At 71.5% G+C, this 13,863-nt stretch carries 14 protein-coding genes; 4 read left to right on the top strand and 10 right to left on the bottom strand.

Annotated elements, in window-relative coordinates:
• Positions 1-136 precede the first annotated feature (136 nt).
• Together QO011_RS37345 and QO011_RS37340 are read left to right on the top strand one after the other, a co-directional pair.
• Complete coding sequence (locus tag QO011_RS37345) at positions 137-874, top strand: SDR family oxidoreductase (protein ID WP_307284124.1); 738 nt, start codon at positions 137-139, stop codon at positions 872-874.
• A 105-nt stretch (positions 875-979) separates the two neighbouring features.
• The gene (locus tag QO011_RS37340) at positions 980-1,462 is read left to right on the top strand and encodes a macro domain-containing protein (RefSeq protein WP_307284122.1); all 483 of its coding nucleotides are present in this window, start codon (positions 980-982) and stop codon (positions 1,460-1,462) included.
• Positions 1,463-1,606: 144 nt separating this feature from the next.
• Here QO011_RS37340 and rpmE read toward each other — a convergent pair whose 3' ends face one another.
• The 10 genes from rpmE to mgtE all read right to left on the bottom strand — a co-directional run bounded on the left by rpmE (position 1,607) and on the right by mgtE (position 10,836).
• The gene (gene rpmE, locus QO011_RS37335; RefSeq protein ID WP_307284119.1) at positions 1,607-1,834 is read right to left on the bottom strand and encodes a 50S ribosomal protein L31; all 228 of its coding nucleotides are present in this window, start codon (positions 1,832-1,834) and stop codon (positions 1,607-1,609) included.
• A 156-nt stretch (positions 1,835-1,990) separates the two neighbouring features.
• On the bottom strand, positions 1,991-3,385 hold the full coding sequence (locus QO011_RS37330; protein ID WP_307284117.1) for an FAD/NAD(P)-binding protein: 1,395 nt from the start codon (positions 3,383-3,385) through the stop codon (positions 1,991-1,993).
• A complete protein-coding gene (locus QO011_RS37325; protein WP_307284114.1) occupies positions 3,382-3,756 on the bottom strand; it encodes a 4Fe-4S dicluster domain-containing protein in 375 nt (124 codons plus the stop codon). Before QO011_RS37325 ends, QO011_RS37330 begins: the two co-directional genes overlap by 4 nt.
• Positions 3,753-5,315: an FAD-dependent oxidoreductase gene (locus tag QO011_RS37320; RefSeq protein ID WP_307284112.1), complete on the bottom strand. Its 1,563-nt coding sequence runs from the start codon at positions 5,313-5,315 to the stop codon at positions 3,753-3,755. Before QO011_RS37320 ends, QO011_RS37325 begins: the two co-directional genes overlap by 4 nt.
• Positions 5,315-5,716, bottom strand: a complete 402-nt coding sequence (locus QO011_RS37315) for a RidA family protein (RefSeq protein ID WP_307284110.1) — start codon at positions 5,714-5,716, stop codon at positions 5,315-5,317. The genes QO011_RS37320 and QO011_RS37315 overlap by 1 nt, the downstream gene beginning before the upstream one ends.
• Before the next feature lie 21 nt (positions 5,717-5,737).
• On the bottom strand, positions 5,738-6,580 hold the full coding sequence (locus QO011_RS37310) for an ABC transporter permease subunit (protein WP_307284106.1): 843 nt from the start codon (positions 6,578-6,580) through the stop codon (positions 5,738-5,740).
• Positions 6,577-7,371 (bottom strand): taurine ABC transporter ATP-binding subunit, encoded by a 795-nt coding sequence (gene tauB / locus QO011_RS37305; RefSeq protein ID WP_307284104.1) that lies wholly within the window; start codon positions 7,369-7,371, stop codon positions 6,577-6,579. Before tauB ends, QO011_RS37310 begins: the two co-directional genes overlap by 4 nt.
• A 53-nt stretch (positions 7,372-7,424) precedes the next feature.
• Positions 7,425-8,417, bottom strand: coding sequence for a taurine ABC transporter substrate-binding protein (gene tauA, locus QO011_RS37300; RefSeq protein ID WP_307284101.1), 993 nt, complete (start codon positions 8,415-8,417; stop codon positions 7,425-7,427).
• A gap of 261 nt (positions 8,418-8,678) precedes the next feature.
• On the bottom strand, positions 8,679-9,329 hold the full coding sequence (locus tag QO011_RS37295) for a hypothetical protein (RefSeq protein WP_307284098.1): 651 nt from the start codon (positions 9,327-9,329) through the stop codon (positions 8,679-8,681).
• 103 nt (positions 9,330-9,432) lie between these two features.
• Positions 9,433-10,836: a magnesium transporter gene (gene mgtE / locus QO011_RS37290; protein WP_370882070.1), complete on the bottom strand. Its 1,404-nt coding sequence runs from the start codon at positions 10,834-10,836 to the stop codon at positions 9,433-9,435.
• Between the two features lie 362 nt (positions 10,837-11,198).
• On the opposite strand from mgtE, the gene QO011_RS37285 reads away from it, so the two are divergent.
• Positions 11,199-13,013, top strand: coding sequence for an ABC transporter transmembrane domain-containing protein (locus QO011_RS37285; RefSeq protein ID WP_307284096.1), 1,815 nt, complete (start codon positions 11,199-11,201; stop codon positions 13,011-13,013).
• 206 nt (positions 13,014-13,219) lie between these two features.
• Positions 13,220-13,843 carry a hypothetical protein gene (locus tag QO011_RS37280; RefSeq protein ID WP_307284092.1) on the top strand — a complete coding sequence of 208 codons (624 nt, stop codon included), beginning with the start codon at positions 13,220-13,222 and terminating at the stop codon, positions 13,841-13,843.
• The last annotated feature ends 20 nt before the right edge of the window (positions 13,844-13,863 follow it).

Raw genomic sequence — 13,863 nt, 5'->3', positions numbered from 1 at the left:
AGGCCTCCTTGCCTGTGATTTTCGGCTTGGATGCGAGCCGCGGCGGCCGCGGGCGAAGGCCTTCCCCCAGCCCCGGCGCGCAGGAGGGGCATGCGCCCGCGCACGCCTCGCCCGCTCAGCGAAAGGAAACGCCTGCATGACCATCGATCTCACCGGCAAGACCGCGATCGTCACCGCCGCGGCCCAGGGCATCGGCCGCGCCTCCGCCCTGGCCCTGGCCGCCGCCGGCGCCAGCGTGCACGCCACCGACATCGCCGGGGACAAGCTCACCGCGCTCGACGGCGTGCCCGGCGTGCGCACGGCGCGGCTGGACGTTCTGTCGAACGAGGCGATCACGGATTTCGTCGGCGGCTTCCCCGAGGGGGTCGACATCCTGTTCAACTGCGCCGGGGTGGTGCATGCCGGCACGATCCTGGAATGCTCGGAGGCGGACTGGCGCTTCGCCTTCGACCTCAACGTCACCGCCATGTTCCACATGATCCGCGCCGTCCTGCCGGGCATGATCGCCCGCGGCGGCGGCGCGATCGTCAACATGTCCTCGGTGGCCTCGAGCGTGAAGGGCGTGCCGAACCGCTTCGCCTACCAGGCCTCGAAGGCGGCGGTGGTCGGCATCACCAAGTCGGTGGCGGCGGACTACGTCACCCAGGGCATCCGCTGCAACGCCATCTGCCCCGGCACGGTGGAGAGCCCGTCCCTGCAGGATCGCCTGCGCGCCACCGGCGACTTCGAGGCCGCCCGCACCGCCTTCGCGGCGCGCCAGCCGATGGGCCGCATCGGCCGGCCGGAGGAGATCGCCGACCTCGTCGTCTATCTCGCCGGCGCGACCTTCACCACCGGCCAGGCGCACGTCATCGACGGCGGCTGGAGCAACTGAGCGGCACCGGCGAAAGGGACGGCGAGCCGGAGGGCTCGCCGAGGATGCATCTGCCAGAGACGCGCTCCATACGGGCCTTTCGCCCGAGAGACGGAGGATACTCCCATGCGCATCATCCGCGGCGATCTCTTGCAACTGGCCTGCGACGGCGCCTTCGACGTGATCATCCATGGCTGCAATTGCCAATGCCAGATGGGGCGGGGGATCGCGCTGTCGATCAAGCAGCAGTTCCCCGAAGCCTATGCGGCCGATTGCCGGACGCCGAAGGGGAGCCGGGAAAAGCTCGGCAGCTTTTCGATGGCCGAGGTCGAACGGAACGGCCGCTCCTTCATCGTCGTCAATGCCTACACGCAGTTCCATTGGCGGGGAAACGGCGTGAAGGCCGATTACGACGCGATCCGCAAGGTCATGCGCACCATTGCCGCGCGCTTTGCCGATGGTCGGATCGGCTACCCCAGGATCGGCGCGGGGCTGGCGGGAGGCGACTGGTCGATCATCAGCAGCATCATCGACGAAGAACTGGCGCAGCTCGATCACGCCTGCGTGGAATTCGCGCCGCGAGAAGAGGACCGGCAAGCTCAGGGATGAGGGCGTAGACGCGTAACGAGTTGCACGGTATCGGCGGCGAGCGACGGGTGTCCGCATCCGATGCTCCGGTCCGGCCCGACCGCTCTGCCCAAAACAAAAGGCGGGCCGAAAGCCCGCCTCCGTCGGCCGAAACGGCTCCGGGGATCAGCGCTTGAAGCTGATGCCGGCGAAGCGCTGGTTGAACTTGGAGACGCGGCCGCCGCGGTCGAGGAGCTGCTGCGAGCCGCCGGTCCAGGCCGGATGGGTCTTGGGGTCGATGTCGAGCTGCAGCGTGTCGCCCGGCTTGCCATAGGTCGAGCGGGTGACGAACTCGGTGCCGTCGGTCATGACGATCTTGATGTCATGATAGTCGGGGTGAATCTTGTCCTTCATCGATGCAATCCTGGTTCGGGCCCGGGACCGGCCCGGAGATCGCGCGCTGCGCTGTTGGGAAATTCGCGCGGTCGATAGCGCAAAACCTTGGCCGGCACAAGGCGTATCACGGCTTGGCACCCGCTTCATGCGGGAGAACCGGGGCGCGGGGGCGGCTCACGGCGCCAGCGTCGGCGCGAGGGCCGCGACCCGGCGGACGATGTCGGGCGCGCCGGTCATCTCGCCGAAGGTGCCGCGGGTCATCGGGCCGAGGGCGAGGGCGCCCGCCTGCGCCCGTCCGTCCCGGTCGAGGAGCCGGCTGCCCTGGTCGACGTCGAGGCCGATGCCGAGCGCGTCGAGCCGCGCCAGGCCCGCGGCGACGAGGTCGCGGACCAGGGGATGGCGCGTCGGATCACGGTCCGGGCCGATGCACAGCACGATGCCGCCGAAGGCCGCGCTTTCGAGCGCGCCGCCCGGCCGGCGCAGCGTCGCCACCAGGCGGCCGTCCGCGACCTCGACCGAGCGCACCCCGGCCCGCTCCACCCGGACGCGGCCGGTCTCGACGGCCCGGGAGAGCGTCCGGTGCGGCTGCGGCGCCATGCGGAAGCGGTGCGACTCCCAGAACGGCAGAAGGCGCTGCACCACGCGCCGGCGCTCCGCTGCCGGCAGGGCCGGCCACAGCCGGGGCAGCTCGAAGCGGAGGGCGTCGGCGGCCGGCGCCCAGCCGAGGCCGGCACGGCTCGCCGCCGCGGCCCGGCGCCGCGCCAGCCGCAGCAGCGCCAGGGCGGTGGAAGGCGGCGGCCCGCCCTCGAGCAGGTCGAAATCGTCGCGGTAGAGGCCCTGCGGCTGGGCGATGAGGCCGCGCCGGGACACGGCGGTGATCGGGCCGCGATGGCCGCGCGCCAGCAGGGTCTCGACCATATCGGCCATGGTGAGGCCGGTGCCGACGATCAGCACGGCGGTATCGCCGTCGAGGGCGGCCACGGCGTCGGGCTGCCAGGGATTGGCGATCAGGCGCGGATCGGCGGCAGCCTCCGGCGCGATGGGGAAGGGCGCGGCCGGCGCGCCATGGCCGAAGCTCAGCACCAGCCGGTCGGCCGCCACCGTCGTGCCGTCGGAGAGCCGCAGCGACCAGTCCGGCAGCGCCCGGGCGCCGAGCGCAACGGCGCGGTGGTGCCGCAGCCGGACCCGCGGCCCGGCCTGGCGCAGCGCTTCGGCCAGCACGTCGCCGACATAGGCGCCATAGGCGCGGCGCGGCACGTAGTGATGGCCGGCGGCGTCGGTGCTGGCGCCGTCGCCGGGCAGGATGCCGGCCTGGAACAGCCAGCGCGTCGCATGGCCGGGATCCTCCGGATGGAGGCTCATGCGATCGCTCGGCACGTTGATGCGGTGCAGCGGGTCGGTGGCGGCATAGGCGACGCCGAGGCCGAGCTCGGCGGCAGGCTCGACCACCTCGAGCGCGAGCGGGCCGGGCAGGCTGCGCAGGGCGTGCACGATGAAGGCCGCGCCGGTGAAGCCGCAGCCGACCACGGCGATGCGCAGCGGCTGCTGCGCCACAGGCCCCGCGATCATGGCTCGCCGCCGGCGAACAGGGCGGCGCTCGCCGCATGCGGCGTGCCGTCGGGCTCGAACAGCCGGTGGCTGAGGTCGCCCTCGGTGCCGGCCGCCTTGATGCCGCGCCAGCCAAGCGCCCGGCGATAGCTGCCGAGCGTGCCGGAGGCGATCAGGGCCGCCTCGTCGACCTTCTCGCGATCGTCCTTCAGGGGCGAGACATAGAGCGCGTCGACCGGGCAGTAGAGCTCGCACAGGAAGCAGGTCTGGCAGTCGTCGAGCCGGGCGATCACCGGGACGCCGCCGGGCACGGCATCGAAGACGTGGTCGGGGCAGGCATCGACGCAGGAATCGCAGCGGATGCAGCGCGCGGCGCTGACGAGCTCGATCATCGCACGGCCTCGGACTTGGTGGCCACGGGATGGTCGAGGCCGCTGACGGAAAGGGATCGCGCCTGCGCCGGGTCGGTCGCGGCGCAGTCGCGGCGGCGATGAATGCCGCGCGATTCTGTCCGCGCCAGGGCGGCGGCATTGATCCAGCGCGCCGTCGCCGTGATGGCGGCGAGCTCGCGGCCGCGCAGCAGGCGAGCGGCGTCGAGCCCGGCCGCCGGCGCGCGCCCGGCCCGGCGCAGCCGTCGCCAGCCCTCGCCGAGGCGCTGGCGGGCGCCGCGCATCGCCGCGCCGTCGCGGATGAAATTGCGCTCGACCGGGAACAGCTCGTCCTGCACCAGGCGAAGGCCCTCGGCCAGCCCGGCATCGTCGAGGAGCGGCATCTCCGCTACCGGCCCGCCGTCCGGACGGGCATCGGTGCCGGCCGCGAAGGCTGCTGCGGCGGCTCCGGCCCAGCATCCCGAGGCGATGGCCCAGGTGGCGTTCGGGCCGCCGCCGCCGCTGGTGGCGCCGACCAGGCTCTCGCGGGAGGCAGCATCGCCGGCGGCGAAAAGGCCGGGAACGCCGGTGGCGCCGCGCGGGTCGATGCTCAGGCCGCCGACGCCGCGCACCGTGCCTTCGTAGCGCAGCGTCACGGGGAAGCGCTCGGTGAAGGGATCGATGCCGAGGCGGTCGAGCGGCAGGAAGATGTTGGGCTGGCCGCGGCGCAACCCTTCGCGGATCGCCGGGGAGGCCCGGTCGATCATCGCATAGACCGGGCCCTCGGGGAGGTGGCGCGCCAGGATCTCGAAGGGGTCCTCGCCCTCGAGGCGGCGGCCGGTCGCGTCGGTGAAGCTGGCCCAGCCATAGATCAGGTTCTTGGTGACGGTCGCCGCGACGTGGGAGATGCCGTACTGCCCGGAGAACTCCATGCCCGAGAGCGTGGCGCCGAGCTCGGCGGCCATCAGGAGCCCGTCGCCGGTGAGGCCGTGGGTGCCGAGCGCCTTGCTGCGGAAGGCGCAGCCGCCGGTGGCGATCACCACCGCGCCGGCCCGCACGCGCCAGCGCGCGCCCCCGGCCCGGGCGACGCCCCAGGCGCCGGCCGCGCCCGCGCGGTCGCCGATGAGGGCGAGCGCCGGGCTGTGGTCGAGGATGCGCACGCCGGCCTTGTGCAGCCGCCGGCGCAGGAGCTGGAGGTAGTCCGGTCCGCGCAAGGTGCCACGATAGATCGCGCCGGCATCGTCGCGCGCGAAGGCGTAGCCCCACGCGCCGAGGTCGAGCAGGCGGCCATGGGCCTCGTCGAGGACGCGCTCGACCGTCTCCGCCTGCACCAGGCCGAAGCCCCGGGCGAGGCGGCGCTCCATCACCACGGCGCGGGTGGCGGCATCCGGCGCTGCGATGACGGCGGTGTTGGCGGCGGCGCTGGCGCCGCTGGTGCCGACCCGGCCCTTGTCGGCGAGGACGACGCGGGCGCCGGCCTCGGCCGCGGCGAGCGCCGCCCAGGCGCCGGCCGGGCCGCCGCCGAGGACCAGGACGTCGGCGGCGAGGTCGATCTCGGCCGCCATCTGCGAGGGGCGGGGCATCAGGGCTCGCGATGGAGCACGAGGTCGATCTCGACCAGGGCGCCGCGCCCGAGCCTGGCGACGCCCACCGTGGTGCGCGAGGGCACGGCCGCCTCGTCGGTGAACACGCGGTAGAAGGCCCGGTTCAGGCCGTCATAGTCGCGGTCGAAGTCGCTGAGGTAGATGCGTGCGAACACGGTGTCGGCAAAGGAATAGCCGGCGGCCTCGACGATGGTGGCGAGATTGCGGAAGGTCTGCGCGGTCTGCGCCTCGATGCCCTCGGGAAAGGGCGCGTCCGGCGCGGCGGGATCGGTGGGAAGCTGGCCGGTGACGTGGAGCCAGCCGGCCGCGGCGCTGGCATGGTGGTACTTGACGCCCTTGGGCGGCGGCGGCGCGGCGGCGACGAAATGGCGCTGGATCATCGGTTGTCTCGCTGTGGAGGCTCAGTCGTGGCCTTGCCAGGGCACGATCATGCGCTGGAGCAGGCGCAGCGCCAGCTCCATGCCGATCGAGACCAGGGCGATGACGATGATGCCGAGGATGACGACGTCGGTGACGAGGAAATCCGCCGCGCCCTTGATCATGAAGCCGAGGCCTTGCGTGGCGGCGATCAGCTCGGCCGCCACCAGCGTCGCCCAGCCCGTGCCGAGGCCGATGCGGATGCCGGTGAGGATGCTCGGCAGCGCATGGGGCAGGAGCACGAGCCGCACCACCTGGCCCCGGGTCGCGCCGAGCGAGCGCGCCGCATGGATCTTGTCCTGGGCGACCGAGCGCAGCCCGTCGGTGGTGGCGATGACGATGGACGGCAAGATGCCGAGATAGATCACCAGCACCTTGGCGAACTCGCCGATGCCGAACCAGATGATCACCAGCGGCAGATAGGCGAGCGGCGGGATCGGCCGGTAGAATTCGAGCAGCGGCTCGAGGATGCCGCGGGCGGTCTGGTTGAGGTTGATGGCAAAGCCGACGGCGACGCCGGTGACGGCCGCGGCGGCGAGGGCCACGGCCACCCGGCAGACGCTGGCCACCAGATGCTGCAGCAGGGTGGCGCCCTCGAAGCCATCGGTCGACACCAGCACCGCCTTGGCCAGCACCGCGCCGGGCGAGGGCAGGAACAGGGCCGGCACGACCTCGAGGCTGGCGGCGAGCCACCACAGGGCGATCAGCACCAGGAACGTGGCGATGGCGGTGCCCACCATGCGCGTCGGCCGGGGAAAAGCGAAACGGCGGCGCCCCGGCCGGGCGGCCGGCGCCAGATCCGGCGCGGATGCGGTCGCCTCGCTCATGCCGCGGTCTCCAGGGGCTGGCGATGGGAGAAGATCAGCGCCTTGACCCGCTCGCGCGTCGTTAGGAAGCGCGGGTCGGCCTTGAGGGCGTCCGGCCTCTCGCCGGCGGCGTAGCGGCGCCCGAAATCGAGCGGGATCGAGGCGACGACGCGTCCCGGCCGCGGCGACATCACCAGGAGGCGGCTCGCCAGGAATACCGCCTCCTCGATGCCGTGGGTGATGAAGAAGACGCCCTTGCGCGTCCGGCCCCAGATGTCGAGGATCAGCTCCTGCATCTGCTCGCGGGTCAGGGCGTCGAGGGCGCCGAGCGGCTCGTCCATCAAGAGGAAGTCGGGATCGGCGGTGAGCGCCCGCGCCACGCCGACGCGCTGGCGCATGCCGCCGGAGAGCTGCCAGATGCGCCGAGTTTCGACGCCGTCCAGGCCGACCAGCCGCAGCATGGCCCGGGCGCGCTCGCGCCGCTCGGCCTCGGGCACGCCGCGCAGGCGGAGGCCGAAGGCGACATTGTCGATGACGTCGAGCCAGGGCAGCAGCGCGCCGTGCTGGAACACCACGCCGCGGTCGGCGCCCGGGCCCGTGACGGCGTGCCCGTCGAGGCTCACGGTGCCGCTGGTCGGGCTGAGGAAGCCGGCCATCAGGTTGAGCAGCGTGGTCTTGCCGCAGCCGGAGGCGCCGAGCGCCACGACGAACTCGCCGGGCGCGATCGACAGGGAGACGTGGTCGAGCGCGGTGACCGCGCCGGCGGCGGCGTCGTAGCGGACGACGACATCGCGGACCTCGAGACTGGACATGCAGATCCTTCCGGCAGGGGCGGCGCGCCGGACTGCGGCGCGCCGCCTTCGGCTCAGTTGACCGCGGCGGCGGCCTTGACGAACGCGGCCGTCGCCGTGGGGCGATAGTCCGGCAGCAGGGCGTCGACCTTCTTCTGGTCCTTCAGGAAGGCGGAGGTGGCGGCGATCGCCTCGGCCGTGCCCTTGCCGAGGAGCTGGTCGGAGGCCTGCTCGTCGGCAAGGGGATAATAGTTGCCGGCGACCTGCTCGGAGACCTCCTCCGGCTTGGCGCCGGTGAAGTCGGCGATCTTCTTGGCCAGCGCCGTGCCCGGCCCGTAGGCGGCGGGATCCCCGCGGTAGCGGGCGAAGGCGGCCAGCGTCACCTTGGTGAAGGCGGTGACGATGTCGGGATGGGCCTTGGCGAAATCGTCGCGGGCGATCCAGGCGACGAAGGTCGGGCCGCCGAGCTTGGCGACCTCGGCCGAGGTGATCAGCACCTTGCCGGTCTTCTTGGCGCTGGCCAGGGCGGGATCCCAGACATAGGTGGCGTCGATGTCGCCGCGGGCGAAGGCAGCGGCGATCTCCGGCGGCTGCAGGTTGAGGATGTTGACCTCAGCGGGATCGATGCCCCAGTGCTTGAGGGCGAACAGCAGGCTGTAATGCGTCGTCGACACGAAGGGCACGGCGACCTTCTTGCCGACGAGGTCCTTGGGCTCCTGGATGCCGGAGCCGTTGCGCACGGCGAGCGCCTCGGCCTCGCCGATCAGGCCGGCGATGAGGAAGGCCTGGATCGGCGCGCCGCGGGTGACGCCGGCGGCGAGCGGGCTCGAGCCGGCATAGCCGATGTCGATGCCGCCGGAGGCGAGGGCGGCGATGACGCCGGCGCCGGAATCGAACTTGCGCCATTCGATCTTGGCGCCCGTCGCCTTGTCGTACTCGCCGTCGACGATCGCCACCTGCGAAGGATCCGGCGCGGTCTGATAGCCGATGCGCACGGTCTCGGCGGCTTGGGCATGGGCGGCGAGCAGCAGCGCTGCGCCCGCGGCCAGGAGTTTGAGGGAAGTCATGCGGGGATCCTTGAGTGGGCGCCAGGCGCTGAACCGGGAGGGGACGGGCCGCCGGTGTCGGCCGCCTCAGGTCAAAATATATAGTCTATAATATTAGTCAACTTAAAGGAGACGATTTTGTGACCGAGTCTCATGACCAGCCCGATCACAGCGACGCCGGGCCTGCTCTCCGCGACTGGGCGCTCGCCAAGAGGGGCGGTATCACGCCGAGGCGGCCCTTCCCGGCGGTCGTCGGGGAGCCTATTCGCCCGCCGGCCGTGGTCAGGGCCTGGACGGCCAGGTGAGCGCACGCATCAATCGGGCGAGCGCAGCTTCATGCCGGACGCCTGGAGATGCCGTCGTCCGATACGCCACCAGCCATTCACCGCCGAAGTAGCAGTAAAGGTCCGCCTCGGACCGGCGAGTTTGCCGGCGTCCGTCCAGGACCTGACCGAATTCGAAGACCGCCCTCAGTCCCGGCTTCGCATGAGCCGGGGACGGCGAAGCCACTGCGCCCTCCCGGATCAGCCGAGCTCCGGGATGCAGCGTCTCGATACCGGCTTTGATCTCCACGAAATGCTCGGCGCAGGCGCGGCTCCGTGCGGCTTCCGTGGCGGCCCGCGACGAAGCCGTCTCGGCGGTCGCCGGCGCCGGATACACGAAGACCGTCGTCACGATCGTCCTGCCGGCTGCCCCGGTCTCATAGCCGATGCCGACATCCGTGGCGCCGTCGTTGAAGACGGTGATGCCGGTTCGCTGGAATCCGCCGACCGCTTCCGGGAAAGCAAAGCCGCTTCCCTGGTGGACATAGGTGCCTTGATGCAGGATGCGCCGAAACTGGCCGCTCGCCGCCGGTGTCGTCAGCCAGGCGCAGCACAGGAGCGCCAAGGCCGCTGGAATGACCGTTCTCGTCCGCACGATGCCCCCCGGCAAATGCCTTCCGCAGGGGTAACATCGAACGGCGCGCCGGCCAAGGCGGGAGCGTCTCGCGACTTCCAACGGACGGGGAGGCGCGCGAACGCCGCCTCCCCCCATTTCACAGCAACGTGCCGCGCAGGATGATCAGCGCCACGCTGAAATAGATGATCAGCCCGGTGACGTCGACCAGGGTGGCGACGAAGGGGGCGGAGGCGCTGGCGGGGTCGAAGCCGACGCGCTTGAGGATGAAGGGCAGCATGGAGCCGGCCAGCGAGCCGAAGGTGACGATGGCCGTCAGCGCAGCGCCGATGGTCGCCGCGATCAGGATCCAGTGCTCGCCATAGTCGTAGAGGCCCGCCTTCTGCCAGATGACGATGCGGATGACGCCGACGACGCCGAGGATGGCGCCGAGCACCATGCCGGTCGGGAACTCGCGCATCGCCACCCGCCACCAATCGCCCAGCTTCACCTCGCGCAGGGCGAGGGCACGGATCAGCAGCGAGGTCGCCTGCGAGCCGGAATTGCCGCCCGAGGACATGATCAGCGGGATGAACAGGGTGAGGACGATGGCCTTTTCCAGCTCGGTCTCGAAATATTGCATGGCGCTGGCGGTCAGCATCTCGCTGAGGAACAGCACGCACAGCCAGCCGGCCCGCTTCTTGATCATCTGGAAGAAGCCGATCTGGTCGTAGGGCTCGTCGAGCGCCTCCATGCCGCCGAACTTCTGCACGTCCTCGGTGTTCTCGGCGACGATGGCGTCGATGACGTCGTCGACCGTGACGATGCCGATGACGTGGCGCGACTCGTCGACGACAGGCACGGCCAGGAGGTCGTATTTGGAGATCAGGCGGGCGACGTCCTCGCGGTCGGCGAGGGGGGAGACCGTCACCGGCTTGTCGTAGCGCGCCGCGGTGGTGACCAGGGCCTTGGGGTCGGCGGTGATCAGGCGGCGCAGGGCGACCGCCTTCACCAGGCTGCGGGTCTTCGGATCGAGCACATAGATGGCGTAGATCGTCTCGCGCGTGCGCTCGACCCGGCGGATGTGGTCGAGCGTCTGCTCGACGGTCCAGCTGGCGGGCACGCTGACGAACTCCGTCGTCATCAGGCTGCCGGCGGTGTTCTCGGGATAGGCGAGCACGCGGTCGAGCGCCGCCCGGGTCTCGGGATCGAGACGGCGCAGGAGGTCGCCGCGCGGCGGGTCGTTCATGTAGCGGAACACTTCCGCCACCCGGTCGGCCGACATGCCGGCCATCAGGGTGAGCGCCCGCTCGGCCGGCAGGGCCTCGATCAGGCCGGCCGGATCGTCGAGGCCCGGCTGGTCCAGCACCTCGATCGCCCGCTCGTCCGGCAGGTGGACGAGGACGTGGGCCTGGTCCTCGAGATCGTGCTCGTTGAGAAGCTCGACGACGTCGGCGACGTGCTCCATCGCCAGGCAGGCTGCCAGCACGTCGTCCTGAGACCCGTCATGGGCCGAATTCTTAGCGTCGACGACCGGGGCCGGCGTCTTGACGAGGTCTTCCATGGCTCACTTCCTTTCGACCGGCCGCCGCCGGCCGATCGTGGTGAGCCGCTAGCGCGGTCAGATCACGGCGGCCGACGACGGCACGAACAATCGACTGTGACTGTCGCTAGGCATTGATGGGGGTGTTCCTGTGAGGCCCGACGCAGGACGGACCTTGCGTACGGACTGTGACGAATTGCGCCTGTTCCCGCGTGGCGTCAAGCAAAAAGCACGGCGTGGGTTTTCCCGCCGCGCGGGTTTTCTCGCCGCGTGCGTTTTCCCACGGCGTGGCAAACTGAAGCGGCTTGAAATCGTTCCAAAGATTGCGGTCCGCCGCCCGGCGCGGCATTGTCCCGCGGTTTTATCGTGAGGTCGTTTCGAGCATGGGTCCAACCTCTTCAGCCGCCGAGACGCCGGCGCCCGGCGACGGACGCGCTGAGCGGCGCCGGGCGCTCCGCCCGCTCCTGGCGCTGGCACCCTTCGCGCTGCGCTACAAGGTGCGGATCATCGCCGCCTTCTTCGCGCTCCTGGCCGCCTCGGCCGCGACGCTGGTGGTGCCGGTGGCGCTCCGGCGCATGATCGACTTCGGCTTCTCCGCCGACAAGGCCGACTACATCAACGACTACTTCCTCGCCATGCTCGGCGTCGCGGCCGTCCTCGCCCTGGCGAGCGCCTCGCGCTTCTACCTCGTGATGACGCTGGGCGAGCGCGTGGTGGCAGACGTGCGCACGAGGGTGTTCGAGCACCTCACCTGCCTCTCGCCCGCCTTCTTCGACACGGCCAAGATCGGCGAGGTGGTCTCGCGCCTCACCGCCGATACCACCCAGATCAAGGCGGCCTTCGGCTCCTCCGCCTCGATCCTGCTGCGCAACCTGTTCCTGTTCGTCGGCGCGGTCGTCATGATGGTGGTGACCAGCCCGCGCCTCTCGGCCCTGGTGCTGATCGCGATTCCGGTGATCGTGCTGCCGCTGGTGGCGTTCGGCCGCAACGTGCGGCGGCGCTCGCGCCTGGCGCAGGACATGCTGGCACACGCCTCCGCCTATGCGGCGGAGATGATCGGCGCGATGCGGACCGTGCAGGCCTTCACCGCCGAGCGCCTGGTGACCTCGCGCTTCGACGGCGAGGTGGAGCGCGCCTACGATGCGGCGGCCGTCTCGACCCGGACGCGGGCGATCCTGACCTCGATCGTCATCTTCCTGGTGTTCGGCTCGATCGTCGGCGTGCTGTGGTACGGCGCCCACGACGTGGTCGCGGGGCGCCTCTCCGCCGGCACGCTGAGCCAGTTCGTGCTCTATGCCGTGTTCGGCGCCGGGGCGCTGTCGGAGCTCAGCCAGGTCTGGGCCGACATCAGCCAGGCCGCCGGGGCGGCCGAGCGCCTGGGCGAGCTCCTGGACGAGAAGCCCGCCATCGCCGCCCCGGCAAAGCCCGTGCCGCTGCCGGCGCCGGTGCGCGGCGCCATCCGCTTCGAGGGCGTCTCCTTCGCCTATCCCGCCCAGCCGGACCGGTGGGTGGTGGAGCGCCTGTCGCTCACCGTGAAGCCGGGCGAGACGGTGGCGATCGTCGGCCCCTCCGGCGCTGGCAAGAGCACGCTCCTGCAACTGCTGCTGCGCTATTACGATCCGCAGGACGGCCGCATCCTGCTCGACGGCGTGGCGCTGCCGCAGGCCGATCCCGCGGCGGTCCGCCGGCAGCTGGCCCTGGTGCCGCAGGACCCGGTGGTGTTCGGCGCCAGCGCCCGCGACAATATCCGCTTCGGCCGGCCCGAGGCCAGCGATGCGGAGGTGGAGGAGGCGGCACGGCTCGCCGCCGCCGACGGCTTCATCCGCGCCATGCCCCGGGGCTACGACACCCCGATCGGCGAGCGCGGGGTGACGCTGTCCGGCGGCCAGCGCCAGCGCATCGCCATCGCCCGCGCCATCCTGAAGAACGCGCCGGTGCTGCTGCTCGACGAGGCGACCTCGGCGCTGGATTCGGAGAGCGAGACGGCGGTGCAGCAGGCGCTCGACACGCTGATGCAGGGCCGCACCACGCTGGTGATCGCCCATCGCCTGTCGACCGTGCTCGCCGCCGACCGCATCGTCGTGATGGACGAGGGGCGCATCGTCGAAGAGGGCACGCATGCCGCCCTGGCCGCCAGGGGCGGCCTTTATGCGCGTCTGGCCGAGCTGCAGTTCGGGGTCAAGGACGCCGCCGCCTGACGCCCAAGCGCCTTCTCGTGGCTTCAGCCATTCCCTGATTTTGCATGTTCGATGCAGACTCGGGGCTGCTTCGCTTCACGGGCGCAAGTCGGGTTCGAGAGAATCCGCTCAGCCGTTTCTCCGTGAAATCGGCCATCCCACGCCGCAATGCGGCCCCGAACCGCTGGTCTAACTCGCGCCCACAGCGAAGAGTGGTGGAGCGCCGCGTGGTCAGTCTCGCAATCCTGTGGGTCGAGCGACTCGGCCTGTTCGTGCGGCGCTTCATCCTGGAAGTGCTGGCCTCGGCCATCGTCACGGCCTGCGTGGCCGCGGCCACCACCACCTATCTGCGCTACGCCGACACGCCGGCGCCCCGTCCGGTGGCGAGCATCCCGGTCGGCAATCTCCTGTCGCCGATCCCGGATGCCGGCGCCACGCACTTCCTCGTCCCGGCCGCCACGGCGGCGCCGGCGAGCGGCAGCGTCACGGTCACCGGCAGCGTGCCGGCCACGGTGCAGGCGCAGGTCCGGCCCGTGGCCTTGCCGCCGCCGCGGCCGCGGATCGCCGCCGCACCGGCCAAGGTCCTGCCGACCCGGCCCGAGCTGGCGCAGGCCGTGCCCGTCGCAGAACCGGCGGCGCCCGATGATCCGGTGCCGGTGCTGATGCAGCTCGACAGCGGCACGCCCGACCGGCCGGCCGATCCGGCCCCGCCGGCTGCCGTGCCGCCGCCGGCCGCCAAGCCCGAGCAGACGATCCTCGGCGTGGCGGTGCCGGACATCATCCCCCGCGGCAGCGACGTGGTGAAGCGCGTGCGCGGCCTCGGCGAGGCGGTCGGCAGCCTGATGCCGTGAAGGGAGCGGCCCGCACGATC

Origin of the sequence: Labrys wisconsinensis (assembly GCF_030814995.1) — a bacterium.
Taxonomy (GTDB): Bacteria; Pseudomonadota; Alphaproteobacteria; order Rhizobiales; family Labraceae; genus Labrys; species Labrys wisconsinensis.
The sequence above is the reverse complement of the archived record's forward strand: the minus strand, read 5'-3'. Positions and strand labels throughout refer to the sequence as shown.

Coding starts and splice junctions, on each gene's coding strand:
- QO011_RS37340 (WP_307284122.1), top strand. CDS start 980: ATGCGCATCATCCGCGGCGATCTCTTGCAACTGGCCTGCGACGGCGCC.
- rpmE (WP_307284119.1), bottom strand. CDS start 1,834: ATGAAGGACAAGATTCACCCCGACTATCATGACATCAAGATCGTCATG.
- tauA (WP_307284101.1), bottom strand. CDS start 8,417: ATGACTTCCCTCAAACTCCTGGCCGCGGGCGCAGCGCTGCTGCTCGCC.
- QO011_RS37320 (WP_307284112.1), bottom strand. CDS start 5,315: ATGCCCCGCCCCTCGCAGATGGCGGCCGAGATCGACCTCGCCGCCGAC.
- QO011_RS37325 (WP_307284114.1), bottom strand. CDS start 3,756: ATGATCGAGCTCGTCAGCGCCGCGCGCTGCATCCGCTGCGATTCCTGC.
- QO011_RS37345 (WP_307284124.1), top strand. CDS start 137: ATGACCATCGATCTCACCGGCAAGACCGCGATCGTCACCGCCGCGGCC.
- tauB (WP_307284104.1), bottom strand. CDS start 7,371: ATGTCCAGTCTCGAGGTCCGCGATGTCGTCGTCCGCTACGACGCCGCC.
- QO011_RS37315 (WP_307284110.1), bottom strand. CDS start 5,716: ATGATCCAGCGCCATTTCGTCGCCGCCGCGCCGCCGCCGCCCAAGGGC.
- mgtE (WP_370882070.1), bottom strand. CDS start 10,836: ATGGAAGACCTCGTCAAGACGCCGGCCCCGGTCGTCGACGCTAAGAAT.
- QO011_RS37330 (WP_307284117.1), bottom strand. CDS start 3,385: ATGATCGCGGGGCCTGTGGCGCAGCAGCCGCTGCGCATCGCCGTGGTC.
- QO011_RS37285 (WP_307284096.1), top strand. CDS start 11,199: ATGGGTCCAACCTCTTCAGCCGCCGAGACGCCGGCGCCCGGCGACGGA.
- QO011_RS37310 (WP_307284106.1), bottom strand. CDS start 6,580: ATGAGCGAGGCGACCGCATCCGCGCCGGATCTGGCGCCGGCCGCCCGG.